The sequence below is a fragment of the Nocardiopsis sp. TRM 82005 genome (genome assembly GCF_056312425.1).
This window is the reverse complement of the sequence record NZ_JBWDTQ010000017.1, coordinates 14,741-40,788: the sequence shown is the minus strand read 5'-3', so window position 1 is coordinate 40,788 and position 26,048 is coordinate 14,741. Positions and strand designations below refer to the sequence as shown.

Annotated in this window: 21 protein-coding genes; 11 read left to right on the top strand and 10 right to left on the bottom strand. The window is 71.8% G+C overall.

Annotated features, from left to right (window positions below):
• The first annotated feature begins 109 nt into the window (after window positions 1-109).
• From AC0T5L_RS13825 to AC0T5L_RS13810, 4 genes are all read left to right on the top strand, one after another.
• Window positions 110-325: a hypothetical protein gene (locus AC0T5L_RS13825; protein ID WP_476165860.1), complete on the top strand. Its 216-nt coding sequence runs from the start codon at window positions 110-112 to the stop codon at window positions 323-325.
• Between the two features lie 76 nt (window positions 326-401).
• A complete protein-coding gene (ctaD, locus tag AC0T5L_RS13820) occupies window positions 402-2,042 on the top strand; it encodes an aa3-type cytochrome oxidase subunit I (protein ID WP_476165859.1) in 1,641 nt (546 codons plus the stop codon).
• A 125-nt stretch (window positions 2,043-2,167) separates the two neighbouring features.
• Entirely contained in the window at window positions 2,168-2,539 is a 372-nt protein-coding gene (locus tag AC0T5L_RS13815; RefSeq protein ID WP_476165858.1) for a hypothetical protein, read from the top strand.
• 95 nt (window positions 2,540-2,634) lie between these two features.
• On the top strand, window positions 2,635-3,396 hold the full coding sequence (locus AC0T5L_RS13810; protein WP_476165857.1) for a phosphotransferase: 762 nt from the start codon (window positions 2,635-2,637) through the stop codon (window positions 3,394-3,396).
• Here the strand turns inward: AC0T5L_RS13810 and AC0T5L_RS13805 are convergent.
• Window positions 3,393-4,094 (bottom strand): class I SAM-dependent DNA methyltransferase, encoded by a 702-nt coding sequence (locus AC0T5L_RS13805; RefSeq protein WP_476165856.1) that lies wholly within the window; start codon window positions 4,092-4,094, stop codon window positions 3,393-3,395. The genes AC0T5L_RS13810 and AC0T5L_RS13805 overlap by 4 nt on opposite strands.
• A gap of 467 nt (window positions 4,095-4,561) precedes the next feature.
• Here AC0T5L_RS13805 and erm point away from each other — a divergent pair, with 467 nt between their 5' ends.
• Complete coding sequence (erm, locus tag AC0T5L_RS13800; protein ID WP_476166011.1) at window positions 4,562-5,335, top strand: ErmE/ErmH/ErmO/ErmR family 23S rRNA (adenine(2058)-N(6))-methyltransferase; 774 nt, start codon at window positions 4,562-4,564, stop codon at window positions 5,333-5,335.
• Window positions 5,336-5,368: 33 nt separating this feature from the next.
• Complete coding sequence (locus tag AC0T5L_RS13795; protein WP_476165855.1) at window positions 5,369-5,878, top strand: hypothetical protein; 510 nt, start codon at window positions 5,369-5,371, stop codon at window positions 5,876-5,878.
• 16 nt (window positions 5,879-5,894) lie between these two features.
• Here the strand turns inward: AC0T5L_RS13795 and AC0T5L_RS13790 are convergent, their stop codons facing one another.
• From AC0T5L_RS13790 to treY, 4 genes are all read right to left on the bottom strand, one after another.
• The gene (locus AC0T5L_RS13790) at window positions 5,895-6,719 is read right to left on the bottom strand and encodes an alpha/beta fold hydrolase (protein WP_476165854.1); all 825 of its coding nucleotides are present in this window, start codon (window positions 6,717-6,719) and stop codon (window positions 5,895-5,897) included.
• A 76-nt stretch (window positions 6,720-6,795) separates the two neighbouring features.
• On the bottom strand, window positions 6,796-8,622 hold the full coding sequence (gene treZ / locus AC0T5L_RS13785) for a malto-oligosyltrehalose trehalohydrolase (RefSeq protein ID WP_476165853.1): 1,827 nt from the start codon (window positions 8,620-8,622) through the stop codon (window positions 6,796-6,798).
• Window positions 8,623-8,712: 90 nt separating this feature from the next.
• Window positions 8,713-9,600 (bottom strand): putative RNA methyltransferase, encoded by an 888-nt coding sequence (locus tag AC0T5L_RS13780; RefSeq protein ID WP_476165852.1) that lies wholly within the window; start codon window positions 9,598-9,600, stop codon window positions 8,713-8,715.
• A 62-nt stretch (window positions 9,601-9,662) separates the two neighbouring features.
• Entirely contained in the window at window positions 9,663-12,053 is a 2,391-nt protein-coding gene (gene treY, locus AC0T5L_RS13775; RefSeq protein ID WP_476165851.1) for a malto-oligosyltrehalose synthase, read from the bottom strand.
• Between the two features lie 213 nt (window positions 12,054-12,266).
• On the opposite strand from treY, the gene pstS reads away from it, so the two are divergent.
• Window positions 12,267-13,412 (top strand): phosphate ABC transporter substrate-binding protein PstS, encoded by a 1,146-nt coding sequence (pstS, locus tag AC0T5L_RS13770; RefSeq protein ID WP_476165850.1) that lies wholly within the window; start codon window positions 12,267-12,269, stop codon window positions 13,410-13,412.
• A gap of 64 nt (window positions 13,413-13,476) precedes the next feature.
• On the opposite strand, the gene AC0T5L_RS13765 is transcribed toward pstS, so the two are convergent.
• From AC0T5L_RS13765 to AC0T5L_RS13745, 5 genes are all read right to left on the bottom strand, one after another.
• The gene (locus AC0T5L_RS13765; RefSeq protein WP_476165849.1) at window positions 13,477-15,069 is read right to left on the bottom strand and encodes a glycosyltransferase family 2 protein; all 1,593 of its coding nucleotides are present in this window, start codon (window positions 15,067-15,069) and stop codon (window positions 13,477-13,479) included.
• Between the two features lie 213 nt (window positions 15,070-15,282).
• The gene (locus AC0T5L_RS13760; protein WP_476165848.1) at window positions 15,283-15,453 is read right to left on the bottom strand and encodes a hypothetical protein; all 171 of its coding nucleotides are present in this window, start codon (window positions 15,451-15,453) and stop codon (window positions 15,283-15,285) included.
• A gap of 125 nt (window positions 15,454-15,578) precedes the next feature.
• Window positions 15,579-16,571 carry a C40 family peptidase gene (locus AC0T5L_RS13755; protein WP_476165847.1) on the bottom strand — a complete coding sequence of 331 codons (993 nt, stop codon included), beginning with the start codon at window positions 16,569-16,571 and terminating at the stop codon, window positions 15,579-15,581.
• A 481-nt stretch (window positions 16,572-17,052) separates the two neighbouring features.
• Window positions 17,053-18,951 carry a S9 family peptidase gene (locus AC0T5L_RS13750; protein ID WP_476165846.1) on the bottom strand — a complete coding sequence of 633 codons (1,899 nt, stop codon included), beginning with the start codon at window positions 18,949-18,951 and terminating at the stop codon, window positions 17,053-17,055.
• A 336-nt stretch (window positions 18,952-19,287) separates the two neighbouring features.
• Window positions 19,288-19,791 carry an Rv3235 family protein gene (locus AC0T5L_RS13745; RefSeq protein WP_476165845.1) on the bottom strand — a complete coding sequence of 168 codons (504 nt, stop codon included), beginning with the start codon at window positions 19,789-19,791 and terminating at the stop codon, window positions 19,288-19,290.
• 153 nt (window positions 19,792-19,944) lie between these two features.
• On the opposite strand from AC0T5L_RS13745, the gene AC0T5L_RS13740 reads away from it, so the two are divergent.
• The 4 genes from AC0T5L_RS13740 (at window position 19,945) to AC0T5L_RS13725 (ending at window position 26,030) form a co-directional block, all read left to right on the top strand.
• Window positions 19,945-20,787, top strand: a complete 843-nt coding sequence (locus tag AC0T5L_RS13740) for a glycerophosphodiester phosphodiesterase family protein (RefSeq protein WP_476165844.1) — start codon at window positions 19,945-19,947, stop codon at window positions 20,785-20,787.
• A gap of 9 nt (window positions 20,788-20,796) precedes the next feature.
• Complete coding sequence (locus AC0T5L_RS13735; RefSeq protein ID WP_476165843.1) at window positions 20,797-22,194, top strand: MFS transporter; 1,398 nt, start codon at window positions 20,797-20,799, stop codon at window positions 22,192-22,194.
• A 102-nt stretch (window positions 22,195-22,296) separates the two neighbouring features.
• The gene (locus AC0T5L_RS13730) at window positions 22,297-25,305 is read left to right on the top strand and encodes an SNF2-related protein (RefSeq protein ID WP_476166010.1); all 3,009 of its coding nucleotides are present in this window, start codon (window positions 22,297-22,299) and stop codon (window positions 25,303-25,305) included.
• On the top strand, window positions 25,302-26,030 hold the full coding sequence (locus AC0T5L_RS13725; protein WP_476165842.1) for a hypothetical protein: 729 nt from the start codon (window positions 25,302-25,304) through the stop codon (window positions 26,028-26,030). Before AC0T5L_RS13730 ends, AC0T5L_RS13725 begins: the two co-directional genes overlap by 4 nt.
• Window positions 26,031-26,048: the final 18 nt, after the last annotated feature.

The following is a 26,048-nucleotide window of genomic DNA, read 5'->3' as shown; positions in this document are numbered from 1 at the left end:
CGTCCGCGGAACGGAGGGACACGGGCCCGTACCCCCGCGCAGTGACCGGAGTATCACTTAGGGTGGATGCGAGGACCGTGTCGGAGACGACGATGACCGGGAAGACGCCATGTCCACACCCAACGATGATGACGAGGTACGCCTGCGCGCGATCGAGGCACACCTCGCCGCGGAGGATCCGGCCTCCTCCCGGCGGATGGAGGGCTACGCGGCACGGGTCGGCGGCGCGCACCACGGTGTGGGATCTCCCCCGAACGGTGCGCTGCTGCTGATCTGGATGGGCATGATCGCCACCGCCCTCGTGTTCGTCCTCGCCTCCCGGTGACTCCCCCGCACAGTCCGGTCGCCATGGCCCGGACCGCCATGCCCGTACCGTTCACACACGGACGAACGGAGATTCGATGACCCAGACGCGTGGAGAGGGCGTATCCGAGGTCTCCGCGGCCGCGCCCGCGGACGAGGCCAAGGGCGGGATCATCACCTCCTGGCTATCCTCGACCGACCACAAGATCGTCGGCTACCTCTACATCATCACCTCCTTCGGTTTCTTCGTCGCCGGCGGGATCATGGCGATGCTCATCCGCGCCGAGCTGCTCTGGCCGGGGATGCAGGTCGTCACCGCGGAGTCCTACAACGCCCTGTTCACCATGCACGGCACCGTGATGATGCTGTTGTTCGCGACACCGCTGTTCGTCGGCTTCGGCAACGTGATCGTGCCGCTACAGATCGGGTCGCCGGACGTGGCCTTCCCCCGGCTGAACATGTTCAGCTACTGGCTGTTCCTGTTCGGCGGCCTGACGGTGATGGGCGGGTTCCTGACGCAGAACGGCGCCGCGAGCTTCGGCTGGTTCGCCTACACCCCGCTGTCGGACCCCGTACGCTCACCGGGCCTGGGCGGCGACCTGTGGGTGATAGGCCTGATCGTCTCGGGCCTGGGCACGATCCTGGGCTCGGTCAACTTCATCACCACGATCACCAGCATGCGCGCTCCGGGGATGACGATGTTCCGGATGCCGATCTTCACCTGGAACATCCTGCTCACCTCGGTACTGGTGCTGTTGGCCTTCCCCGTGCTCACCGGCGCGCTGGTCGCTCTGGGAGCCGACCGGATGGTGGGCACCCACGTCTTCGACCCCGCACACGGCGGGGCGATCCTGTGGCAGCACCTGTTCTGGTTCTTCGGCCATCCCGAGGTCTACATCGTGGCGCTGCCGTTCTTCGGCATCATCACCGAGGTCATCCCCGTCTTCTCCCGCAAGGCGCTGTTCGGCTACAAGGGCATGGTGGCGGCGACTGTGGCGATCACCGGCCTGTCCATGATGGTGTGGGCACACCACATGTTCGCCACCGGCGCGGTGCTGCTGCCGTTCTTCTCGTTCATGTCCTTCCTGATCGCGGTGCCCACCGGCATCAAGTTCTTCAACTGGATCGGGACGATGTGGCGGGGACAGCTCGTCTTCCCCACCCCGATGCTGTTCGCGGTCGGGTTCCTGGTGACGTTCCTGTTCGGCGGTCTCACCGGGGTCCTTCTGGCATCACCGCCGCTGGACTTCCACGTCACGGACTCCTACTTCGTCGTCGGGCACTTCCACTACGTGCTGTTCGGCACGGTGGTCTTCGCGATGTTCGCGGGCTTCTACTTCTGGTGGCCCAAGTTCACCGGGCGCTTCCTCAACGAGGCCATCGGCAAATGGCACTTCTGGACCCTGTTCTTCGGTTTCCACGCGACCTTCGCCATCCAGCACCACCTGGGGGCGCAGGGGATGCCGCGCCGCTACGCCGACTACCTGCCCACCGACGGGTTCACCTGGATGAACATCCTGTCCAGCGTCGGCTCGTTCGTCCTGGGCGCCTCGACTCTGCTGTTCTTCTACAACGTGTGGTACTCCGCGCAGCATTCGACACCGGTGGAGACCGACGACCCCTGGGGATACGGCAACTCCCTGGAGTGGGTGACGTCCTGTCCCCCGCCCCGGCACAACTTCGCCTCGCTTCCGCGTGTCCGCAGCGACCGGCCGGCCTTCGACCTGCACCATCCCTGACGGACGCGGAAGGCCGGGCGCGACCTCCGGCTGCCGGGCCCCGTAGGCGTCCTACCCGGTGGGCCAGCACAGGGGGAAGCGCGAGCAGGCCCGCGTCCACGAGCTGGCGCACGTGGTACATGACCGTGCCCGGTACCGACCTGTCATCCTCGGTCTCATGGCGGACGACGCCCCCGCACGTCGGCTCCGCACCGAGGTCCCCTACCGCGTCGCTGGACGCCGCCTTCTGGAACCCGTGGACCTCCTCCGCGCTGTCCAACCTCGCCGAGGGCGTCCTGAAGGCGGTGCTGCCCCTGGTGGCGCTGCGCGTCGGGATCACCGAGACCCTCTACGCCACCTCGGCCCAGTCGATCCTGCCGCGAGTGGTCGGCCGTGACCGGCTCCCGCACGCCAACGGGCGGCTGCGCACCGCCGAACTGACCGCCGACCAGTTCCTCGGCCTGACCTGGGTGTACGCGACCATGGGGCTGCTCTGCTCGCCGGATTGGTGGGAATGAACGACGCCCGCCTGGCGGACGCCGAGCGGAAGGCCGACGGCGGCCGGTGGAAAAGCGGTGGACTCCCCCGCCCTCGCGGTGAACCATGGGGGGCCATGACCCAACCCGACGAAGAAGTACTGGAAGGCGGCAACGTCGCCGACCAGGTGGTGCGTGTGGGCCGGACCGTCCGCAAGCCGTGGCGGCGCTCCTCCCGCTCGGTGATGTCCCTGCTGGAGTACCTGCGCCTGTGCGGCTACGAGGCCTCGCCTCCCCCGTTCGGCGGGGACGGGCAGGGCCGTCAGATGCTCGGATACGTCCCCGGAACGATGGCCGACCGGATGGCGCCCATGGCGGAGGAGGAGCTGCACCGGCTGGGCGGACTCATCCGCCGCCTCCATGACCTGACCGCCGCCTACCGGCCCTGTGAGGAGCCGGTGTGGGAGGTGCCCATACCCGCGTACGCGAACGAACTGGTCTGCCACAACGACCTGGCGCCGTGGAACCTGGTGCGGGACGGCCGCACCTGGACCTTCATCGACTGGGACTGTGCCGGTCCGGGCACGCGCATGGGCGACCTGGGGTACGCCGCGCACGGGTTCGTGCCGTTGCACGAGGGCGGCGATCCCGGGTACGACGCGCGGCGACTGCGCGCCCTGGCCGACGGCTACGGGTGTGACGAGGGCCAGCGCCGGGAACTGCCCGGCGCGGCCCTACAGCGGGTACGCGGCATGTACGACCTGCTGGTGGAGGGATCGCGGACGGGCCGCCAGCCGTGGGCCCGTCTGCACGCTGACGGGCACGCCGACCACTGGGGACCGGCGGCGCGGTACGTGGAGCGCAATCGCGAGGTGTGGTTGGCGGCGCTGCTGCGTTAGGCGGGTGAGGTCCAGACGAAGGCCGCCGAGATGGGATGGCCGCGAAACCTCTCCCACTTGGGTTTGGCCGCCACCCAGGTGTCGTCCACGGTGGCCTCGGACAGCTCGGCGAGGGTCCATCCGGCGGCCGTGGCGGCGCGCACGTGGTCGCTGATGAGGTGGACGTGGGTGGCGATGGCGATGTCCTCACCGGAGGCGTCGGTGTAGTGGGTGGGCATCCCCGAGACCATCGAGAACTGCGGGTGGTAGGCCACCAGTACACAGCTGCCTCCCGGCCTGACGAGTCGGCGCGCCTCGGCGTAGAAGGGCGCCAGGTCGGGCAGGTGCTCGTCGATGAGTGAGGCGATGGCCAGGTCGTAGGAGGCTCCGAGCAGTCCGGTGTCGCACACGTCGCCCCGGGTGAGGCTGTCGTGGGCGCCGCGCTTGTCGGCCAGCGTCAGCATTCCGGAGCTGAGGTCGACGCCGTCGACGATGCCGACACCGCGGCCGCGCAGCCAGGCGCCGGTGCGGCCGGTGCCGCAGCCCAGGTCGACGGCCCGGGCGACGGCCGACCAGCCGGGGGCGGTGAGACCGTCCAGGAGCGCCAGGTCCATGGCGTCCAGGACGGAGTCCTCGTAGGTGCTCGACCAACCGTCGTAGCCGGTGGCCACGTCGACGGTGCGGTAGTGGCGGGTGTCGAAGTCCGCGAAGTCAGGCATGCGGTGAGTATGCCGTGGCCAAAGGCGTGCGCGCGAACCGTTTTCGGCCGGGGCGGCTGTCGGGAAAACCCGTTGCCAGCGCTCCCGGCGGGCTTTTAGGTTGTTGGCCATGTGCTGCTTCTGCGGTGTCACCGACCGGGCGAACGCCTGGCCGGTGAGCGCCCACACCTACGTCGTTCGGCCCCGGTCCGTGTGCCTGGACCGGTAGACGACCCGACCACCGCGTTCCCCGGCCGCCCCGTCGCCGTACCGCCATTCGGCGCGGCGGCGAAGCGGCGACCGTGGTGACCTTCTCCGTGTGACCCGCCGGTCCAGGCCCAGCCGCGTCCTCTTTTCCTTCGGGCGGGCTGCCCGGACCTCTCCCCGCGCGCCGTGCGGCGCGCCCGTTCGTGCTGCCCGTCCCCGTCGGCCGCCTTCCGGCGGCTGGAACGGACATCGCTGTGGCACGTACCGCGCGTTCACGTCGCATGGGTGCCGGTGACAACCGGCGCCGCCTGTCCCAGAACTTCCTGGCCGATCCCGCCTCGGCCCGCCATGTGGTGCGGGTGGCGGGGGTGGGCCCCGACGACCTGGTGGTGGAGGTGGGGCCCGGGGAGGGCGCCATCACGCGCTTCCTGGCCCCGGCCGCTCGCCGGGTGCTCGCCTACGAGATCGATCCCCGTCTGGCCGAGCGACTCTCCGAGCGCTACCGGGACCCCGCGAGCGGGGTGCGGGTGGTGCGGGCGGACTTCACCCGTGTGCGCCCGCCGTGCGGGGAGTTCCATGTGGTGGGCAACATCCCGTACACGCGCACCGCCGACATCGTGCGGTGGTGCCTGACCGCGCCCGGGCTGGTCTCGGCCACGCTCGTCACCCAACTGGAGTACGCGCGCAAGCGCACCGGAGGGTTCGGGCGGTGGAGCCGGTTGACGGTACTGACCTGGCCGGAGTGGTCGTGGTCACTGGCCGGACGGATCGGCAGGCAGCGGTTCCGGCCGGTGCCCCGGGTGGACGCTGGGCTGCTGGTGCTGCGCAGGCGCCGCACACCCCTGGTGGAGCCGGGGCGGATGGGCGGCTACCAGCGCATGGTGGAACTGGGGTTCGGCGGCGTGGGCGGGTCGCTGGGCGCGTCGCTGCGCCGTGCCCATCCCGCCCGGCGGGTGGACCGGGCCCTGGCCCGGGCCGGGATCGCGCCGAACACCCCCGTGGGACATGTGGGCCCGCAGCAGTGGCTGGAGGTTTTCGGCGTACTGAACGGCTGACCGGACCAGCTCTTCGTCGTTAGTATGTCCGCCATGCGCGGTCGCCTCTCCTCCCTTCTGTCGCTTCCACTTCTCCTCGCCGTCGCGGCATGCGGATCAGCGGGGACCGTGGCCGTCGATGAACCGAGTTCCACGGACCAGGGGCGGGAAAGCCCGGAAGGTCCTTCTTCCGAGGGAGTGGCGTTCGGCGAGTCGTACCACGTCGCGTACCCGGTCGGCGCCTACGAGCACGAGTTCGAGGGGGAGGCCGACGTCGTCTACACCGTCGACGGCGTCTCCTCCCCCGAGCCCGGACGGGTGGACTTCACCCTGGAGGTGGAGGTGCCGCGGCTGGGGCGGGTCCTCGGGCTCCGGAACCTGCGGGTCGTATGCGAGACCGAGGGGACCGAGAGCGACGCCCGGGCCGAGGAGTGGCCGGGCGAGACCGAGGCGGGCACCCACAGGTTCCCGATGCGGTGTGACGTTCCGTCGGAGGCCGGATCGCTGCGGGTCGTGGTCGACGACGGCAACGAGGAAATGGCCTTCGCCGGTCCGGTCGGCTGAAAAGGGGGCCGCGTTCTCAGCGCAGGAAGTCCAGGAGGGCGGCGGTGAGCTCGGTCGGCGCGTCCTCCTGGACGAGGTGTCCGGCCCCGGCCAGCGTGTGCAGCCGCGCCCCGGGGATAGCCTCGGCGAGTCGCCGGCCGCGCTCGTGCGGCAGCCAGGTGTCCTCCTCGCCCCACACCACCAGCACCGGCAGGTCGAGGGCGGCGTACCCTTCCTCGACCTCGGCGGTGTGGCGCTCGTCGGCTTGGGCGATCTGGCGGTAGAACGCGGGCTGGCCGTCCGCGCCGAGCCAGGGGCGTACGAGCGCGTCCAGGGTCTCGGCACGCGGTTCGCGGTGGGCGGCCGAGGAGACGTAGGAGCGCACCAGGGCCTCGTGCAGGTGCGGGGGCAGCGCGGCGAACACGTCGGCGTTGGCGTTGACCAGGCGGAAGAAGTCGCTGCCCCAGGGGCGCACGCTGACGGCGTCGACCAGGGCGAGGCGCTCGTAGGCCACCTTGTCCAGGACGGCCGCGCGCAGAGCGACCGCACCGCCGAAATCGTGTGCCACCACGGTGGGGCGCTCCAGACCCCAGTGGTCCAGGAGTGCGGTGAAGGCGGTCTGCTGGGCGGCCAGGGACACGTCCTGTCCGTCGTACTTGGCCGAGGCACCGTAGCCGGGCATGTCCCACACGTGGACGGTGTACCGGGCGCTGAGGGCTCGGGCGACGTGGCGCCAGACGTAGGAGGAGAACGGTGTGCCGTGCATGAGCACGAGCGGGGCCCCCTCCCCGAAACGGGCCCAGCGCACGGTTCCGTTGTGCGCCTCGAAGCTCTGGTCGAGTGTCCGGTCGTCGGCGTTCATGGACCTCCTTCGTGGAGTCGCGGGCAGCGCCAAGGCAGGTCGCCATGGTGACACTCGGGGTGCCCTCGGGGCCTGGCTACACGCGCAGGACGGCGAAGGACTCCCCCGGCACGCTGACGGTGGCCCCGGTGGTCCTCGGCCGGCCGGTGGCGAGCAGGAGTTCGCGCGGGACGGCGTCCAGTTCCACGTCGGCGTCGTCGGCGTCCAGATTGCACGCCACCCGCAGGCCGCCCCGGACCAGGACGAGTTGGCGGCCGTCGCCGCCGGCCGCGACCTCGAACCGGCCCAGGCGCGGGTCGGACAGCTCCGGTTCCCGGCGGCGCAGGGCGATGAGCGCCCGGTAGGTGTCCAGGACCAGCTTGTGCGGTTCCTTCCCAGGCTGGGACCAGTCCAGGACCGCGCTGTCACGGGTGGCCGGGTCCATGGGATCGGGTATGTCCTCCTCGTCCCATCCCAGGGCGGCGAACTCGCGGCGGCGTCCGCTGCGTACGCCTTCGACCAGGTCGGGGTCTGTGAAGGAGGCGAAGAAGGGCCAGGGCGTGGTGGCGGCCCACTCCTCCCCCATGAAGATCATGGGGGTGTGGGGCGAGCACAGGACCAGGGCGGCGCCGCACGCGAGCAGGCCGGGCGGAACGTGTTCGCCCATGCGGTCGCCCCGAGCCCGGTTGCCGATCTGGTCGTGGGTGCTCAGGTAGGCCAGGAAGCGGCTGCCGGGCACGCGCGTGGTGTCCACGGGTGCGCCGTGCGTGCGACCGCGGAAGCTGGAGTGGGTGCCCGCGTGCCAGAACACCCGGGTGAGCGCGGCGGGCAGCGCCTCGGGGACGGCGAAGTCGGCGTAGTAGCCGTGGGTCTCTCCGGTGAGGGCGACGTGCAGGGCGTGGTGGAGGTCGTCCGACCACTGGGCGGTCATGCCCAGGCCGCCCGCCTCGCGGGGCAGGACGGTGCGGGGGTCGTTGCGGTCGGACTCGGCGATGAGGGCCAGGGGGCGGCCCAGAGCCGTGGCCAGGGCCTCGACCTCCTCGGAGAGTTCGGCGAGCAGCGGTGTGGCCCGGTCGTCGTGCAGGGCGTGCACGGCGTCCAGGCGCAGTCCGTCCAGGTGGTAGTGGCGCAGCCAGTCCCGCGCGTTGTCGATGACCAGGCGGCGGACCGGGTCGGAGTCGGGTCCGTCCAGGTTGAGGGAGGGTCCCCATGTGTTCTCACCGGAGAAGTAGGGGCCGAAGCGGGGCAGGTAGGCACCGGAGGGGCCGAGGTGGTTGTAGACCACGTCGAGCAGGACGGCCAGGCCGCGGCCGTGGCAGGCGTCGACGAGGGCTTTGAGGGAGTCGGGGCCGCCGTAGGGCTCGTGGACGGCCGACCACAGGACGCCGTCGTAGCCCCAGCCGTGGGTGCCGTCGAAGGCGTTGACCGGCATGAGTTCGACGTGGGTGACGCCGAGGTCGACCAGGTGGTCGAGCCGTTCGGCGACGGCTGTGAGGGTGCCCTCGGGGGTGAAGGTGCCCACATGGAGTTCGTAGACGACGGCGCCGGCCAGGGGGCGGCCGGTCCAGGCGGTGTCGGTCCAGGTGAAGGCGGCGTGGTCGTGGACACGGCTGGGGCCGTGGACCCCGTGGGGCTGGCGGAGCGAGCGCGGGTCGGGCAGGGGCTGGGGGTCCTCGTCCAGGAGGTAGGTGTACTCGGTGCCGGGTCCGGCGCCGTCGACCCGTACGCGCCACCAGCCGTCGTCGCCGCGCCGCATGGGGACGTCCCGGTCCGCCGGGTTCTCGCCGTCGGTGCCGTGGACGCGCAGGTGCACGCGTTCGCGGTGGGGCGCCCAGACGGCGAAGTCGCCGTTGACGCCGAGTCCCGAGGCGGCGGGGGCGTCGAGGGCGTCGGACGTGGTCGGGATGGTCTCCGGTTCGCTCACGCGAGGTGTCTACCCAGCTCACGTGCCCACCACCCGTGGCTGTCCCCTATGCCCGCCCGCTTCGGCATGCCCGCCGCGCGAGGCGGTCCCTCAGAGGCGCGGACGGTAGGTGTGCAGGCGCACCGACGCGGTCACGGACACGGGTACGGGCAGGGCCGCGATGCGCGAGCGCAGCTCCTCCGGGGCGATGTGGCGGGCGCTCGGCCCCATGCCGACGACGGTCGCGGCGTCCGCGTGGTCCAGCTCCATGGTGAAGCGCAGCTCCTCGGCGCCGGAGGGGACGAAGTGCCCGTGCAGGGAGTCAGCGAGGCGCTCCTCCTTGCGCGGGTCCACCTCCAGCAGGCTCAGCGGCCCGCGGAGTTCGGTGAGGTGGTCGTTGGCCGGGACGACCACCGACAGCACACCGTCGGCGCGCAGGACCCTGCGGAACTCGGCGGCGTTGCGCGGCGCGAACACGTTGAGCAGGGCGTCCGCCGAGGCGTCGCGGAGCGGCAGCCCCCGCCAGGCGTCGGCGGTCACGGCGCCGCCGCGCTCGTGGACCCGGGCCGCCTTGCGGGCGGCGAACTTGGACACGTCGGCGGTCAGCCCCACGGTCTGCGGCAGGGCCTCCAGTACCCGGGCCAGGTGGTGGCCGGTCCCGCCGCCGATGTCGGCGACCAGGGGCGCGGAACCGGTGAGCTCGCGGGCCAGGGCGGCGGCCAGCGCGGCGGAGATCCGGTCGTGGTGTCCCGCCTCCTGGAACCTCAGGCGGTCGGCGACCATCTCCTTGCTGTCACCGGTGCCGGGCGGTGTGGCCCCGGTGAGCAGGCTGGCGTACCCCTCGCGGGCCACGTTGAAGCTGTGCCCGGTGGCACAGGTGAGCCCGCGCTCGCCCGGGTCGAGCCCTTCTCCGCAGGTGGGACAGGCCAGGGCGTCCGCCACGGAGTCGGGCATCCGCAGCCTGGGGCCGGTGTGGTGTGGGGTGTCGGCGCGCGTCATGATCGCGGCCAGCCTACCCGCGCCGCCGTCTCCACGGGCCCCGCCTCCCGTCCGTGCTCCTCTCACTCCCTGGTCAGGACCGCCACCGGATAGCGTCCGAGCACCTCGGCCAGGTACGCCAGTGTCAGCCCGTCGGCCCGCGCGGGTGCGACGACACGGCCCGTGAGCCGGTCGGTCCACACTCCCGGCCCCGAGGGCAGCGCCAGCGCGGTGTCCGACCACCCTCCGGCCTCGGCCAGGGTCAACGGCAGCCGGGTGGCGACCACCGCCAGGTCGGGTTGGGCGGCGCCCCGCGATGTGCGGGCGAAGGCCAGGGCGTGGCGGCTGGCGGGTCCCGACGCGGCGAGCGGCAGGTACCCCTCCGGGCGCAGTTCCCGGCGGGCGCGCAAGCAGGTGCGGACCAGGTGGAGCTTGGCCGCGCCGGTGGCGTCCACCAGCGGCCGCCATCCCTCCTCGATACGGGCCAGCAGGTCGGCGCGGGCCTGGTAGTCCACGGGCCTGCGGTTGTCAGGGTCGACCAGGGACAGGTCCCACAGCTCGGTGCCCTGGTAGAGGTCCGGGACACCCGGCCCCAGGAGCTGCACGGCCTTTTGCCCCAGGGAGTTGCTCCACCCGGCCCCGCGCACCGACTCCACCACCGAGGCGACCTCTCCGCTCAGGGCCTTGTCGCCCAGGACCCGGGCGGACCAGGAGCGGACGCGGTCCTCGAAGCCGGTGTCCGGTTCGGTCCAGGAGGTCCCCAGGCGCGCCTCCCGGGCGGCCTTGAGCAGGTACTCGGTCAGGCGATCCTCCCCGATCGGCCAGGAGCCGACCAGGGTCTGCCAGCCCAGCAGGTTGAGCGCGGGCTCGGGCAGGGCGCACCGTTCGGTCCAGCGGCGCACGGCCTCGGCGAAGCCCCCCGCCACCTCGGAGAGGGCGGCCAGACGGGCGCGCACGTCTTCTGAGCGCTTGGTGTCGTGCGTGGACAGGGTGGTCATGGTGTGCGGGCGGGAGGCCTCGCGGCGGGCCGCGCCGTCGTGGAACTCTCCCGGGGTGACGGCGAAGTCGGCGGGGTCGCCGCCCACCTCGTTGAGGGCGACGAACCGGGTGGCCCGGTAGAAAGCGGTGTTCTCGGTGCCCATGGCCATGACCATCCCGCTGGTCTGCTGGATGCGCCGCGCGGCCTCGCCGTAGGGGTCGCCGCGCACCCACCGGTCGACGGCCTCCAGGTCGGGGGCGAGGCCGGGCCGGCGCTCGGCGGCGGTCTCCACCGCGCGGGCCCAGTCCTGTTCACCTTCTGGCAGGTAGGAGCGGTACACGTCGAAGGAGCACAGCAGCTCGGCCACGGCGTCCTCCCGACGGCGCACCGCCCCGGAGGAGGGTGCCCCGCGCCCCTCGGACGGTCTCGGCGGCAGCAGGGCGGCGATCCGGCGCACCTCGGCGCGCAGTAGTTCGGCGGCGGCGTGGCGGCGGGCCCGTACGTCGGTCCCGGCGACGTCCACCTCCGCTCCCTGGTCCAGTGCCAGGGTGGTCAGGTCGGCCTCGCCGGAGGGGTCGACGAACGCCCCGCAGACCTCGCGCAGGGTGTCGTAGCCGGTGGTCCCGGCGACCGGCCAGGACTGTGGCAGGCTCTCGCCGGGCGCGAGGATCTTCTCCACCACCACCCAGCCGCCGAAGCGCTCGGCGAGCCTGCGCAGGTAGCCGCCGGGGTCGGTGAGCCCGTCCACGTGGTCCACGCGCAGCCCGTCGAGTTGGCCCAGCTCGGCCCAGCGCATGATCTCAGCGTGGGTGGCGTCGAAGACGCCGGGATCCTCCACTCGTACGGCGGCCAGTTCGCTGACGTCGAAGAACCTGCGGTAGGTGAGTTCGCCGTCTCCGCGCCTCCAGGACACCAGCCGGTAGTGCTGGCGCCCATGCACACGCTCGACCGGGTCACCGGGGGCGTGGGTGCCCGGGGCGATCGGGTAGCGCTTGTCGTGGTAGGCCAGAAAGCCGTCGGTGACGGTGAGCTCCGCCAGTGCGGCCCGTCCGTCGTCGCCGTCGTCGCCCAGCACCGGGATGAGGATCGGTCCGGCGTCGAAGTCGATGTCGAAGCAGCGTGCGTACACCGAGGCCCGCCCGCGCGCGAGGACGTCCCACCACCAGGGGTTGGCGTCCGCTCGCGCCACGGACATGTGGTTGGGCACGATGTCCACGACCATGCCCAGGCCCAGCTCGTGCGCCTTGACGGCCAGGGCGGCGCGGGCGGTGTCCCCTCCCAGGGCGGAAGAGACCCGGGTGGGATCGACCACGTCGTATCCGTGCTGGGATCCCGGTGCGGCGGCGAGTACGGGGGAGAGGTAGAGCGCGCCGGCTCCGAGCCTGTCCAGATAGTCGAGCAGGCCGGCGGCGTCGTCCAGAGTGAACCCGGGGCGCAGTTGCAGGCGGTAGGTTGACGTCGGAGCGGCGTTCGTGGACGTGTCGTTCGTGCTCATCACCCAGTTACCCGTGCCCGTCCCATCAGCGTGTCATGCACACCGGGTCAGGTGAGCGCCATCCCACACGGGGGCGCCTTGGGGGTGTTGGTCCACCGATGGTTAAATTCTTCGGCGGTGCTCCATCACCAGCGACGACGCGCCCGGTCGGGACACGTGGCGGTGAACACAACCTGAGGACCACCGACACCGACGAAGGGGATAGAAGCAGTCGTGCTCCCGTCCAACAAGCGCACCAAGACCGGCGTCCCACGCCACCGTGGCGCATACCGGGGCGCGGCGTCGGCCGCGCTGGCCGGTCTGCTGCTGGCCGTCACCGCCTGCGGCAGTGACGACGCCGTTCCGGACAGCGCCGCGCCGAAGGTTCCCGAGGACCTGGAGTGCTTCTCCGGCAGCCTGTCCGGGGCTGGCTCCAGCGCCCAGGAGAACGCGATGACGACCTGGATCGCCGGTTACCAGTCGGCGTGCGAGGACGCGCGCGTCTACTACAACTCGATCGGTTCGGGCGGCGGGCGCAGCCAGTTCATCGACGGCGCGGTCGTCTTCGCCGGTACCGACGCGGCGCTGGACCCGCGGGAGAACGCCGACTCCCGGGAACGGTGCGGCGGTTCGGACACCGTCAACCTGCCCGCGTACGTGGTGGCGATCGCGGTGGTGTTCAACCTTGAGGGCGTGGACTCGCTGAACCTGCGCCCGGAGACGGTCGCGAAGATCTTCAACCAGGACATCACGCGCTGGAACGACCCGGCGATCGCCGAGGACAACCCGGACGTGGACCTGCCGGACATGGCGATCACCCCGGTCAACCGCTCCGACGACTCGGGTACCACCGAGAACTTCACCGAATACTTGCGGCACGCGGCTCCGGACGCCTGGCCGCACGAGGCGGGCGGCCAGTGGCCGATCACCGCGCACGAGTCGGCTCAGGGCAACAGCGGTATCGCCGACACGGTCAAGCGGGCCGAGGGTTCGCTCGGCTATGTGGAGATGTCGCACGTGCACGGCATGTCCACGGTGGACATCGGTGTCGGCGGCGAGTTCGTGGAGATCTCCCCGGAGTCCGCCGCCCAGGTGGTCGCCGGTTCCCCGCGCCGCGAGGACAACGCCAGTGAGTTCGACCTGGCGCTGGACCTGGACTACGGCACTACCGAGTCGGGCAGCTACCCGCTGGTCCTGGTCAGCTACGAGGCCGTGTGCCTGGACTATCCGAATGACCGGGACGCCGAACACCTCAAGGCGTTCCTGCGTTACGTGGTGAGTCCCGAGGGCCAGGAGGCCGTCTCCGACGAGACGGGCTCCGCACCGGTCAACGACGACCTGCGCGAGCAGCTGCTGGAGTCGATCGACGCCATCAGCTGATCCCGGACGCGCCGGCCGTCGAGGGTGGCGGAGGTGTTCCCGGGGCGTGTTCGCCGGACCCGCCCTAACCCCGCCCCCTCCGGAGGCGTCGGCGGGCCCGTTCCCATCCCGAGCGCAGCCAGTCGCCGGTACGCGCGCCGCCGCGGTCCGTGCCCTTCCGGAGGTCTCGTTCTCCCGGTTCGGCCGGTGGGGAGGGCGCAGCGACCTCCGTCGGATCCGGCTCGGTGCGCGGAGGCGGCGGCACCGATCGGTACAGCGACAGGTCGGTCAGTGTCTCCTCGCCCGCGTGGATGCGGTAGCGGCCGTGCAGTGCGTCGACCACGTCTCCCAGGTCCTCGCCCTCTGCGCGCACCCGCATGGCCCGAGCCAGTGCGCGGGTGCGCCACAGCCGCACCCCGGCGTCGCGGGTGGGCGAGGTGGCGGAGAAGAGCTCGGTGAGTCCGGAGCGGGCGCGCTCAGTACTGGCCAGCATCCGGGACAGGGCGACCTGGCCCAGCCCCCAGGAGACCGGGACCTGTAGCAGGAACGGAGAGGGGAACCCGGTGCGGGGCGCGGAGGCGGCGAAGGCGACCCGGGGGTCTCGCAGGTAGTTGGCCTGGACCAGGCGCAGGTCCAGGCGGGGTCCGCCGACGGCCTGCCGGTCCTGGTCCGCGCCCTCCCAGTCGGCGACCAGGGTGAGGGCCAGGTCGGTCTCGGCGCTGTCCAGCAGCCGGTCCACGCATCCGCGGACCAGGTCGTAGGGGGCGCCGGAGACGTCGACGACGGTGTGCACGAGCGGAGTGCGGCGCCGGTGGACGGGCACCCGCTCACGGTAGACGTGCGGGTGCGGCATGAACTCGGCGAGCACCTCGGTTCGAAAGCGCTCGGAGGGCAGCCGGGTGCGCGCGGTGCCCGCGCGGCCCACGTGCCAGCCGGTGGCGGCGGGTTCGGGCAGCATGACGGCGCCCGCCTGCCAGAGCCGGTAGCCGAACTCGGTGTCCTGCCCCAGGTCGAGGCGGGGGTCGACGCCCCCCGCGGCCTCGTAGAGGTTGCGGCGCACGGCCGCCGCCGCACCGACGTAGGCGTGAAACCCCAGGTGGTCGGCGTTGCGCAGCCTGTCGCTCTCGGCGAGCAGACGCTCGACCCACTCGTGGTGACGGCCGGTTTCCAGGGTCCGGTGGAGCGCGCCGGTACGTGCCAGGTCCAGGACCTGGTTGGGGTTGTCGGGTTCGGTGTCGGCGAAGCGGACCCGGCCGAGTGTGACCGCCTCGGCGTGCACGTGATGCCAGCGGGCCTGGGCCTCGACGAACTCTGGGCACACGACCATGTCGGCGTCCATCCACAGCAGGATGTCGCCGGTGCTGGAGTGGGCGCCATAGGCGCGGGCGTATCCCGCTCCCCAGCCGCCGTCGGGTGCGGTCAGGACACGGCAGTGCGCCGGGCGCAGCGCGGGCAGTCGCAGGGGCGGGGAGGAGCGGTCGTCCACGACCACGACCTCCGTCAGACCCTCGGGGTAGGTCTGTGCGGCCAGGGAGGCCAGGGCCAGGTCGAGGCGCCGCTGTCCGCCACGCGCCGGGATGATGACGCTGACGCCCAGCTCGGGGGTCCAGCAGCCGATACCGGGCGGTGCCAGCGCGCTCCAGTCGTTACGGAAGACGCGGGTGAGGACCCGTTCCACCCGGCCACGGTGAGACACTCCGTCAGCGTGAGACCCCACGTGCTTATTCGGTGACACAAGGTCACCGTACTCTCGTTTGACCGCGCCGTGGAGGCATTCACGCATGTGTCACGAAACGGTCTTGAGCCGCCCGTCACGGAGGGGCCCGACGAGTCCAGGAGAACAAGCGGGGGGCGCGCCGTACCGGAGTGCGACGCGCCCCTCAGGTGGTTCCTAACGGCTCCCGGAGTCGGCTTTGAGCATCCGGATGCCGAGGTAGGCGACTCCGACGACCAAGGCGATCATCACCACCCAGACCAACAGGCCGATCAGTACGGAGAGTAGCCAGAAGAAGGCGATCACCGCCGCGATGCCCGCGGCGACCTTGAGCAGAAGACGTCCCATTCGCCGAAGAATACGCGTTCACGCCTTCCCCCGGTACCTCTCGCGGGCAACGACCCGAGCGGATCGGACGAGGGCGTGTTCGGTGGACACGGACCCTGCCGAGCGCCGGGCCGGCCGAACACGCCCTACCCCACGCGAACGGCCGTGGAGAAGACGCCGTCCCAGTAATCCGCCAGGGCGACCTCCTCCAGCGGCTTGGACGGGTTGGAGCCGTGGATCATGTTGCCGTTGCCGGAGTAGATCCCCACGTGGCTGGGAGAGGACTCGCTGTAGAAGAACAGCAGGTCGCCGGGCTGCACCGCGTCGCGGGAGACGCGTGTGCCGGCGTTGACCTGGTCGTAGGTGGTACGGGGCAGGCTGACTCCGGCCTGGGCCCAGGCGTCCTGGACCAGCCCCGAGCAGTCGTAGCTGTCGGGCCCGGTGCCGCCCCAGACGTAGGGCTTGCCGATCTGGGCCCGGGCGAAGTCCAGGACGGCCTGCACGTCGCCGGCCACCGCGGCCGTGCCGCCATCGCCCGAAGAGGCCTCGGAGGCGGTCGGGTCCTGTCCGCCCAGGCTCTCCAGGACCTCGGCCTGCTCGTCCAGGGCGGTCTCGCCCTCCCCCTGGGCCTTCTCGGCGGCGGCCAGTGCCTCGGCCGCCTCCTCCTCAGCCGTGGCGGCCTGGGCGCGCAGCTCCTCCGCGCGCTCCACCTCCACGACGTAGTCGGCCAGGACGACCTCCTGGCCCTCGGACAGGAAGTCCAGATCGGCGATGTTCTGGAGGGAGGAGTCGGGGTCGCCCTGGAACAGGACCGTGAAGGGGCTGTGCGTGGAGTCGGTGTAGGCGGTCTGGGCGATCCCGGCGACCTTGCCGGACATGGCGTCCAGTTCCTCCTGGGCCGTACCGAGCCGCTCCTCGATGTCCTCGAGCTCGGTCTCGGCGGCCTCATGGTCCTCGTCGGCCTGGTTGTAGACCTCGTTGAGCTCCGAGAGCTCCTCCTGGAGCTGTTCGTAGCGCTCCTGGGCGTCCTCCTGAGTGGGCTCGGCGAGAGCGAGCCCCGAGGACAGGGCGACCGCACCCAGGGTGGCGCAACCGACCGTCGCGATGCGACGCATACCGGGTTCGGGGTTGCGAGTCAAGGGATCGACTGCCTTTCTCCCACACCCGTCTACCGGCGCAGGACATCCCGAGGACACGCCTGGAACAGGCGTGTGGGGATGCGGTGTGCGGGGGATCCCGACTGGCGGCGTGAGAGAAGGGCCGCGGGAGGTGCGCCGGTGCTTCTGCGACGGCCTCTGCTCCTGGGAAAGGACTACTGACGAGCAGAGTGCGACGGGAACCGGACGCCGTCACCCTTGTAGTGACTAACGGGGGCGTTCCGGCCTGAGGGAACACTAATCCACCACCAGGGTCTTACGCGACCCTTTCGTTACCTTCCCTTGGGCAACCCTCTGGCCTGCGGTTCCACAACAAGAGGCCCGGAACACCGGCTAGTGCGCCGAAGCGGCTCCTTTTTCTCCCCTCCTGGACCGTCCCAAAACGAGGTCAAGTCACACAGAAAAGTGTCCTATGTCACAAGAGACGGGGGAAGGGGGCGGGATCCCCCGCCCCCGACACGTCTCACAGGTGGCGCTGCCACCATTCCAGGATCGCCTCGAACCTGGCGACCCGGTGGCTGGGCAGGCCTGAACGCGACATTTCGTGCCCCTCACCGGGGAAGAGGAGCATCTCCGTCTCGTGGCCGCGCAGTTTCAGCGCCACGAACAGGCGCTGTGCCTGTTCCAGGGGGCACCGCCAGTCCTCCTCGGAGTGGAGGATCAGGAACGGGACGTCGATCTGGTCGGCGTAGGTGAGCGGGCTCTCCTTGGCCCAGGTCTCCGGCGGGCCGTACAGCGGCCCGGGGAAGAACGAGCCGATGTCGGAGGAGCCGTGGAAGCTCTCGATCGCGTTGACCGCGCGTTCGCTGATCGCCGCCTTGAAGCGGTCGCCGTGGTGGGCGCAGATCCAGGTGGTCATGAACCCGCCGTGCGAGCCGCCCATGACACCCACCCGCGAGGGGTCGAGCCGCTCGTCCCTGAGCGCCTCGTCCAGGAAGGCCAGGACGTCGGTGGCGGTGGTCCGGCCCACCGAGCCGATGACGGCCCGACCGTGCTCGTACCCGTAGCCGGAGGACCCCCGCGGGTTGCACAGGACCACCGCGTACCCGGCGGCCGCGTAGACCTGTGTCTCGTCGAAGAGCTGGTGGCCGTACTGGGTGAACGGGCCGCCGTGGATCATCAGCACCACCGGGTGCGGCCCCTCGCCCCCGGGGACCGCGACCCATCCGTGCACGGGATAGCCGTCGGCCGTGTGCGCCGTCAGCTCCGTCGTCGGCAGCGGGTCCAGGGCGCCCGCGAACTCCGTGAGCGCCCGCGTGCCGGTGTCGGTGACCAGGACCAGCTCACCGCTGCTGCGCCCGTCGGCGACCACCGCGACGGTGGCCCCGCCGGCGCTGTCGAAGGACTGGACCTGCACCCTGCCACCGATGACGGTCTCGGGTTCTCCGCCCTCTAAGGGCACCCGGACCAGGTCCACCGCTCCCCTGTTCTCCGCCCGGCCGAGCAAGCCCCCCGCGGTGGCCTTCGGCTCTCCGACCATCCTGGGGTTCTGGACGGGGGTCAGCCGGGTGGGTGCTGCCGAGGCGTCGGCGGGCACCGACCACAGGGCGGTGGTCCGCCCCACGAAGTCGTCCAGGTCGGGGCCGGTCCCGGCGCCGCGGAAGTAGACGGTGGCACCGTCCTCGGAGAACGCGCCCTCCTCAGCGCTCAGGGTCCCGTCGGTGACCCTGAGCGGCTCGGCGCCCTCCTCCGGCGCACACGCCCACAGGTCCGTCACCAGATCGGTGTCGCGGGTCGCGTGCCGGGCGGCGGAGAAGACCAGTCCACCGCCGTCGGGGCGCCAGGCCACGGCCTGGTGGTCGAAGTCGCCCCGGGTCACCCGGACCGGCTCCCCCGCCTCGCCGGAGGGGTCCACGGGCGCGGAGACGAACACGTGCGAGCGCCGGTCGTTGGTGAACCCGAGGTTGTCCATGCGGTACTTGAGCCGGGTGATGCGCCGGGGCGGCTCCTTGCCCGGCTCGACGTCCACGTACCGGTCGGGTTCGGGAACCCGTGCGGTGTAGGCGATCCTGCTGGAGTCGGGGCACCAGCGCGGGGCGCCAGCGCCCAGGGGGTGGGAGGTGATCCGCCAGGGCTCACCGCCGTCGGCGGGAAGGACGTGGATCTGGGGGCGCTTGTTCTCGTCGGGGCGCAGGAAGGCGATCCACCTCCCGTCGGGGGAGAAGACCGGTCCGCTGTCCCTGGTCCCCCGGGTGAGCCGGGTGGGCGCGGCCGAACCGTCGGTGGGGACCGACCACAGGGAGCCGAGGTAGGCGTCCTCCTCCAGGTCCGGCCGGGTCAGGGCGAAGACCGCCCGGCCGCCGTCGGGCGACAGGGTCGGTGCGCTGAGGCTGTGCAGGTGAACGATGTCAGCAGGTTTCATACACGGATGGCCGCCCCGGCGCGGGGAGCGCCGTGACCGCCCCCTCCTTTTCCCTCAGCGGTGAAACCGTCGTGCGGGACCACCGCGTGCCAGGCACGGCGGGACCGCCGCCGTTCGAACGCGGGCGCGCTCCGGTCCGAAGGACGCCCCAGGGGACCCTATCCAGGCCACTTATCGGAAATCCAGGAGCTTTTCCGGCAGAAGAACACGGACCCGGGGCCGGGCGGCTCCAGGTCCGCCACGCCTCGGCGGGGCGGGCCGCCGAGGACGCCGCCGGTACGGTGAACGGAGAAGGGCCAAGGGAGGAGCTCACCACCCTCCCGCGGCCCTCAGGGGCTACCGCGACGGGTCGATCGGAAGGCAGCTGCGGCGTCGGCCGACGCCGTCGGTCTCCAGGTGGGTGCACACCCACCGGCCTCCCTCACGCCGGGCCCGGAAGGCGAACGCCCGCGAGCGCCGGTCGCAGCGGATCACGGCGCTGGCCTCCACCTCCTCGGTGTCCAGGCTCTGGTGGAACACCCAGGACAGCCGTGGGGCGAGCTCGCAGGAGACCGTGCCACGCAGGCGGCGCAGCGCCTCGCGGACCGGCACGGTCACGTGGTCGCGCAGTACCTCGGGCGCACGGCGGCCCACCAGTACCTCCGCCATGCGCTGGGCCAGCAGGTGCACGTCGCCGGGGGTCCGGTGCCCCGCGAGCGGCGGGACACCGCGGCGGCCCGCGGGGGTGTGGTGCGGGGGTTGGGGAGTGCGCGCGGGGGTGCGGACCGGGCGGTGCCGCGCGAGCGCTCCGCGGGTGCAGAGGGGGCGGGGGCAGGAGTGACGGTCAGGGGTGTGCGACATGAACAGATCCCTTCCTGGAGGATGACGGCCGCCTTCACCCTGCACAGAGGCCGCGCACCTCCCTCCATGCCACCTGGCATTCCAGGTTTTGCGGCATCTGTCCGAGAACATGCCGACGGGCGCACCGCCGCCCGTACCCGGCATACTGCAAGCGTGACTCACGCGTACCTCTCTTCTCCCGTACCCGTGGCCCTCGCCCACCGAGGCGGGTGGCTCACCGACGACCAGGGCGTGCGCCGCACCGAGCTGGAGAACACGGCCTCAGCCTTCCAGTACGCCATCGACCTCGGCTACACGTACCTGGAGACGGACGTGCACGCCACCAGCGACGGCGTCCTCATGGCCTTCCACGACCACACCCTGGACCGCGCCACCGACATGGTCGGCGCCATCGGCGACCTGCCCCACCGGGAGGTCGCCCGCGCCCGCGTGGCCGGGCGCGAGCCGGTGCCGCTGCTGGAGGACCTGCTCGGCTCCTGGCCCGAGGCGCGGTTCAACATCGACCTGAAGGCCGACGCGGCCGTCCGGCCGCTGGCGGAGGTACTGCGCCGCACCAACGCCTGGGACCGGGTATGCGTGGGCTCCTTCGACCAGCCCCGCCTGGACCGGGCCCGTCGGCTCCTCGACCGTCCCGTCGCCACCTCCTGCGGCCCCTGGGACGTGCGCCGGCTGCGGGCGGCCTCCCTGTCACCGCTGCTGCGCGCCCTGGCCAGCCGTGTTCCGGTGTGCGCCCAGATTCCGCTGTGGTACGGCTCCTTCCCCGTGCTCAGCCGGGACCTGGTCCGCACCGCGCACCGGCTGGGCCTGCAGGTACACGTGTGGACCATCAACGAACCCCCGGTGATGGAGCGCCTGCTCGACGCGGGCGTGGACGGACTCGTCACCGACAACACCGTCGCGCTCAAGCGACTCCTGGTGCGGCGCGGCCGCTGGACGGACCGCACCGCCGCCCGGCCCGCCGGAACCGGCAACGACAGCCCCCTCCAGAACGGATAGTCCCCTCCCATGACCGCACCCACGGAGACGGACGCCCCCTCCACCGATCCCCGCCAGCGCAGACGCGAGCAGCGCGGGTGGTACGTCTACGACTGGGCCAACTCGGTGTTCATCACCTCGGTGGTGACCGTGCTCATCGGCCCGTACCTGAGCAACCTGGCGTGCGTGTCGGCCGGGGCCGGGGACGCCACGTCCTGTCTGGACCCCTCGCTGTCCATCACCCCGCTCGGGCTGGGTTTCCTCACCCTCCACCCCAACGCGCTCTATCCGGCGCTGACCACGTTGGCGATCCTGCTACAGATCGCGCTCCTGCCCGTCGTGGGGGCGATGGTCGACCACTCCCGGCACAAGAAGCGTTGGCTGTTCTGGCTGGCGTTCAGCGGATCGCTGTGCACCGCGGGACTGTACTTCGCCACAGACGGCTACATGGCGGCTTCGGCGCTCTTCGTGCTGGCCAATCTGCTGTACGGGCTGTCGATCGTGGTCTACAACGCGTTCCTGCCCGAGATCGCCACGCCCGACGAGCGCGACCGGGTTTCGGTCGCCGGCTGGGGCATCGGCTACCTGGGCGGTGCCCTGCTGCTGTCGGTCCATCTGGGCCTGGTGGTCAGCGCCGACCCGCTGGGGATCGGCGCGGACGGGGCGGCGCGGATCGCGTTCGCCTCCGTCGGCATCTGGTGGGCGGGCTTCACCGTCATGGCGATCAGGCCGCTGCGCAACCGCTACGGCGCCCTGGCCGCGCGCGTGCGCGGACGTCCGGAGTTGGGGCGGTCGCTGCGCCAGTTCGGGCACACGCTCAAGGACATGCGCAGGTACCCGAATACCGTGCTTTTCCTCCTGGCCTTCATCTTCTTCAACGACGGTGTGCAGGCGGCCATCCGCTACGCGGCGCCCTTCGCCACCCAGGATCTCGGGCTGGAGCAGGACGCACTGATCGTCACCATCCTCGTCATCCAGTTCGTGGCCTTCGGCGGCGCCTTCCTGACCGGCAGGGTGGCCCTCCACCTGGGGTCGAAGAACACCGTGATGGCCACACTCGTGGTGTGGGGTGCGCTGGTGGCCGCCGCCTACTTCCTCCCGGCCGGGAACGTGCCTCTGTTCGTCATCATGGGCGTGGGCATCGGCCTGGTGCTGGGCGGTACCCAGTCCCTGGCCCGGTCGCTGTACTCACAGCTCATCCCCAAGGGCCGGGAGGCGGAGTACTTCAGCCTGTTCCAGATCTCGGACAAGGGATCGACCTTCCTGGGATCGCTGACCGTGACCGTCGCTGTCTCCCTGACCGGCGGGTACCGGGTGGCGATCCTGTCGCTGCTCGCCTTCTTCCTCCTCGGCGGGATACTGCTGTGGCGCACACGCATGCGCGAGGGCATCGTCGCCGTGGGCAACGAGGTCCCGCGCAACCTCTAGTGCTCCGCGTCCGGGATGTGCGCGGGGTTCCCACGCGGGTGGGCGCACTCGTCGGTTCCGGCCATACTGGGGCCGATGATCAGCGAGGACGCGGGAGGTGCGGTGCGGGTTCTGCACGGCGTGTGGGCCGGGGACACACTGGCGGTGTGGGCTGAGAGAGCCCCCTCCCCCGGCTCCCGGGCGGAGGGCGCGGGCGAACGGGTGCGCCCGCACCCGTTCGCCCTGGACGCCCGCGGTCTGCACGCCCTGCTGCGCGCCTCGGGCGCCGGGCGGGGCGCGGCTTCCCGGGCCGGGCATCTGGAGCTGTCCCTGCCAGGTGAGGTCAGCGCCCCGTTCGCCTCCACCGACGCCCCCGGCTCCGCTCCGGCCGCCCTCCACCACTGGCGCGTGCCCGCGCTGCGGTTGGACGCCGCGTCCGCCGAGGACTTCCTGGCCGCCGCCCACTCCCCGGATGTCGCGCTCGGCCCCTCCCTGACCCACCTGCGAGCGGTCCGCGACTTCGCCGAACGGGTGGTCGCCTCCGGGTGCGTACTGCCCGACCTGGTGGGCGACCCGACCCGGGCGCGCTGGCGCCCCGCGCCCCTGGACTGGGCCGAGGAGCACCTGGCCGCGCTTACCGCCGCCCTGCCTCCCTCCGCCCGCGCCCACCTTCCCGGGGAGTCCCCGGACGCGGTCGCCCGCGCCTGCGTGCTCGCACCCCTGGAGCTGCTCACCGACGCGGTGGCCCGCCGCCTGGCCCGGCGCCCGGCACCGCACCGCGACGGGGCCCCGGCCCCTGGCGGCGTCGGGGAGAGCACCCCCGGACAGCGGCTGGCCGTCGCACTCACCGGGGACCGGCCCCGGGTCGACGCCGACACCGCCGCCCGGCTGCGCGGTCCGCTGCGCGAGTGGCGTTCCCGTGTGCGCGGCGCGGGTCGGGCCGCGCTGCTGTTCCTGCTGCGCGAACCCGACCGCGAGGGTCCGTGGACGGTCGAGTTCTGGGTGCGATCGGTCTCCGATCCCGGCCTGCGCCTGCCTCTGGAACAGGTATGGCAGGGTGAGGGAGCCGCCTGGCTGCCCGCCGACGTGGGCACCACCGCCCTGGCCGACCTGCGCCGGGCCGCCCGCCACTATCCGCCGCTGCGCCATGCGCTGCGCGACCTGGCCCCGACCCGGCTACTGCTCAGTACCGAAAACGCCCAGGAGTTCGTGGCCGAGGCGGCGCCCCGGTTGAGCGGGGCGGGGTTCTCCGTGGTCCTGCCCGAGTGGCGGGCCAAGCCGGCCCTGGGGCTGCGTGTGACGGTCGAGGAGGCGCCCCGTAGGCGGCGGAGCGGCGGCGTCGGCCCCTCGGACCTGGTCAACGTGTCCTTCGAGGCCCTCGTGCACGGCAGGGATGACGAGCCCTCGGAGCCGCTCACCGAAGACGAGTTGGACGAGCTCGCCGAACTGGCCCGCCTCAAGCGTTCCCTGGTGCGGGTGCGCGGCCGGTGGATGGAAGTGGACCCCGACCGGATCAGCTCCGCCCTGGACCTGCTCAAGCGGCGCGGCGGCCACCGGATGCGCACCGACGAGGCGCTGCGCACGGCCATCGGTGCGCAGGGCACGGCGCCTCTGCCCGTCGCCGACGTGGTCGCCTCCGGTCCGCTGGGCGCGCTGCTGAACGGGGGCGCCAAGGCCGAGCCGCGCCCCGTGGGGACACCGCCGGGGTTCCGGGGCGCGCTACGCCCCTACCAGGACCGGGGTGCGGCGTGGCTGCGCTTCCTGGGCGAGCTGGGCCTGGGCGCGGTACTGGCCGACGACATGGGGTTGGGCAAGACCGTGCAGCTGCTGGCCCTGCTCACCGAGGAGCGCGCCGGGGCCGCCGCGCCGGGGCCGACCCTGCTGGTGTGCCCGGTCTCGCTCGTGGGCAACTGGCGGCGCGAGGCCGAAAGGTTCGCGCCCTCCTTGAAGGTGCACGTCCAGCACGGCCCGGACCGGCCCTCGGGCAACGCGCTGGCCCGCCTGGTGGGCACTTGCGACCTGGTGGTCACCACCTACGGGGTGGTCACCCGCGACGCCGAGGAGCTGGCTGGTATGCCCTGGCACCGTGTGGTGTGCGACGAGGCGCAGGCGCTCAAGAACCACAGCACGCGCCAGGCCCGGGCGGCGCGATCACTGCCCGCGACCACCCGGATCGCGCTCACCGGGACACCGGTCGAGAACAACCTGGGTGAGCTGTGGTCGATCATGGAGTTCGCCAACCCGGGGCTGCTGGGGAGCTCGGCGGCCTTCGAGCAGGCGGTCAGCGGCGAGGAGGGCCCCGACACCGACCTCGTGCGCCGTATGACCGGGCCGTTCGTGCTGCGCCGCCTCAAGACCGACCGGTCGATCATCGCCGACCTGCCCGAGAAGCTGGAGATGCGCACCTGGTGCACGCTCACCCCTGAGCAGGCCTCGCTGTACAAGGCGGTGGTGGACGACATGGGTGAGCGTATGGCCGAGGCCACCGAGAAGGAGCGCAAGGGGCTGGTGCTGGCGACGATGTCGCGGCTCAAGCAGATCTGCAACCATCCGGCCCAGTTCCTGGGAGACGGCTCGGCTCTGTCGGACCGCTCGGGCAAGCTGGAACGGCTGGAGGCGATCCTGGGTGAGGCCGTCGCCGAGGGGGACAAGGCCCTGTGCTTCACCCAGTACGCGCGCTTCGGCGAGCGGCTGGCCCCCTACTTGCGCTCGCGGCTGGGGGTGCCGGTGCTGTGGCTGCACGGGGGCACCTCGCGGGCGGACCGGGAGGAGATGACCCAGCGCTTCCAGAGCCTGGACGGCCCCGCGGTGTTCCTGCTCTCGCTCAAGGCCGCCGGGACCGGGCTGAACCTGACCGCGGCCAACCACGTGGTGCACGTGGACCGCTGGTGGAACCCGGCGGTGGAGGACCAAGCCACCGACCGGGCCTTCCGGATCGGCCAGCGAAGGGACGTACAGGTGCGCAAGCTGGTGTGCGTGGGCACGGTCGAGGAGAAGGTGGACGAGATGATCGAGCGCAAGAGCGCGCTGGCCGACAGCGCGGTGGCCACCGGTGAGACGTGGCTGACCGGGCTGTCGGTGGAGGACCTGCGCGAGGTCGTGCGGCTGTCCCCGGAGGCGGTGGCCGGATGAGTACGTGGTCCTCCCTGGTGGCCGAGGCCTTGGGGGAGCCCGGCCGGGCCCTCGGGAGCGTCCGGGTCGAGCGGCTGTCCGTGCGCCCGGGCGAGGTCGCGGGGCGGGTGCGCGGTCCGGGCTCGTACGAGGTGAGCCTGATCCGCACGGTCGTCCCCGAGGCCGAGTGGGAGCGCCTGTGCGCGGCACTGGCCTCGCAGCCGGTCTTCCGCGCCCGGGTGCTGGCCGGCGAGCTGCCGGTGGCGGCGGCCCGTGTGTTCTCGCTGCTGGGATGGGACCTGGTCCCGCGTGGGTGGGACGGCCTGGTGGCAACCTGCTCCTGTGACCGGTGGGACGCCAGATGCGCGCACCTGGTCGCGGCGGCGGCCGGGCTGGGTGCGGAGGCCGACCGGGACCCGTTCGCGCTGACCCGGTGGCTGGGACGGGAGCGGCGTGCGCTCATGGCGCAGGTCAGGGCGCTTTCCACGACCACCGCAAAAGGACCTTCGGCTGAAGAGGCGACATTCGGTGAAAACGGTGATGCGGCGGCACGGGAAACCGGTACCGCGTCTCCTCTTCCATCAGACACGGCTGTCCCGTCTTCGGCTGCCGCATTCTGGTCCGCGCCGCCTCTGCCCATCCCGCCAAGCCCGCCCGACGGAGCCGGGGATCGCGTCAGAGCCGCGGTTCCGGGGGCCGTGGCCGACGATCTTCCCGGTTTCGGACGCTCGACAACGGGGCTGTAATGCGAAGATGCGATGACC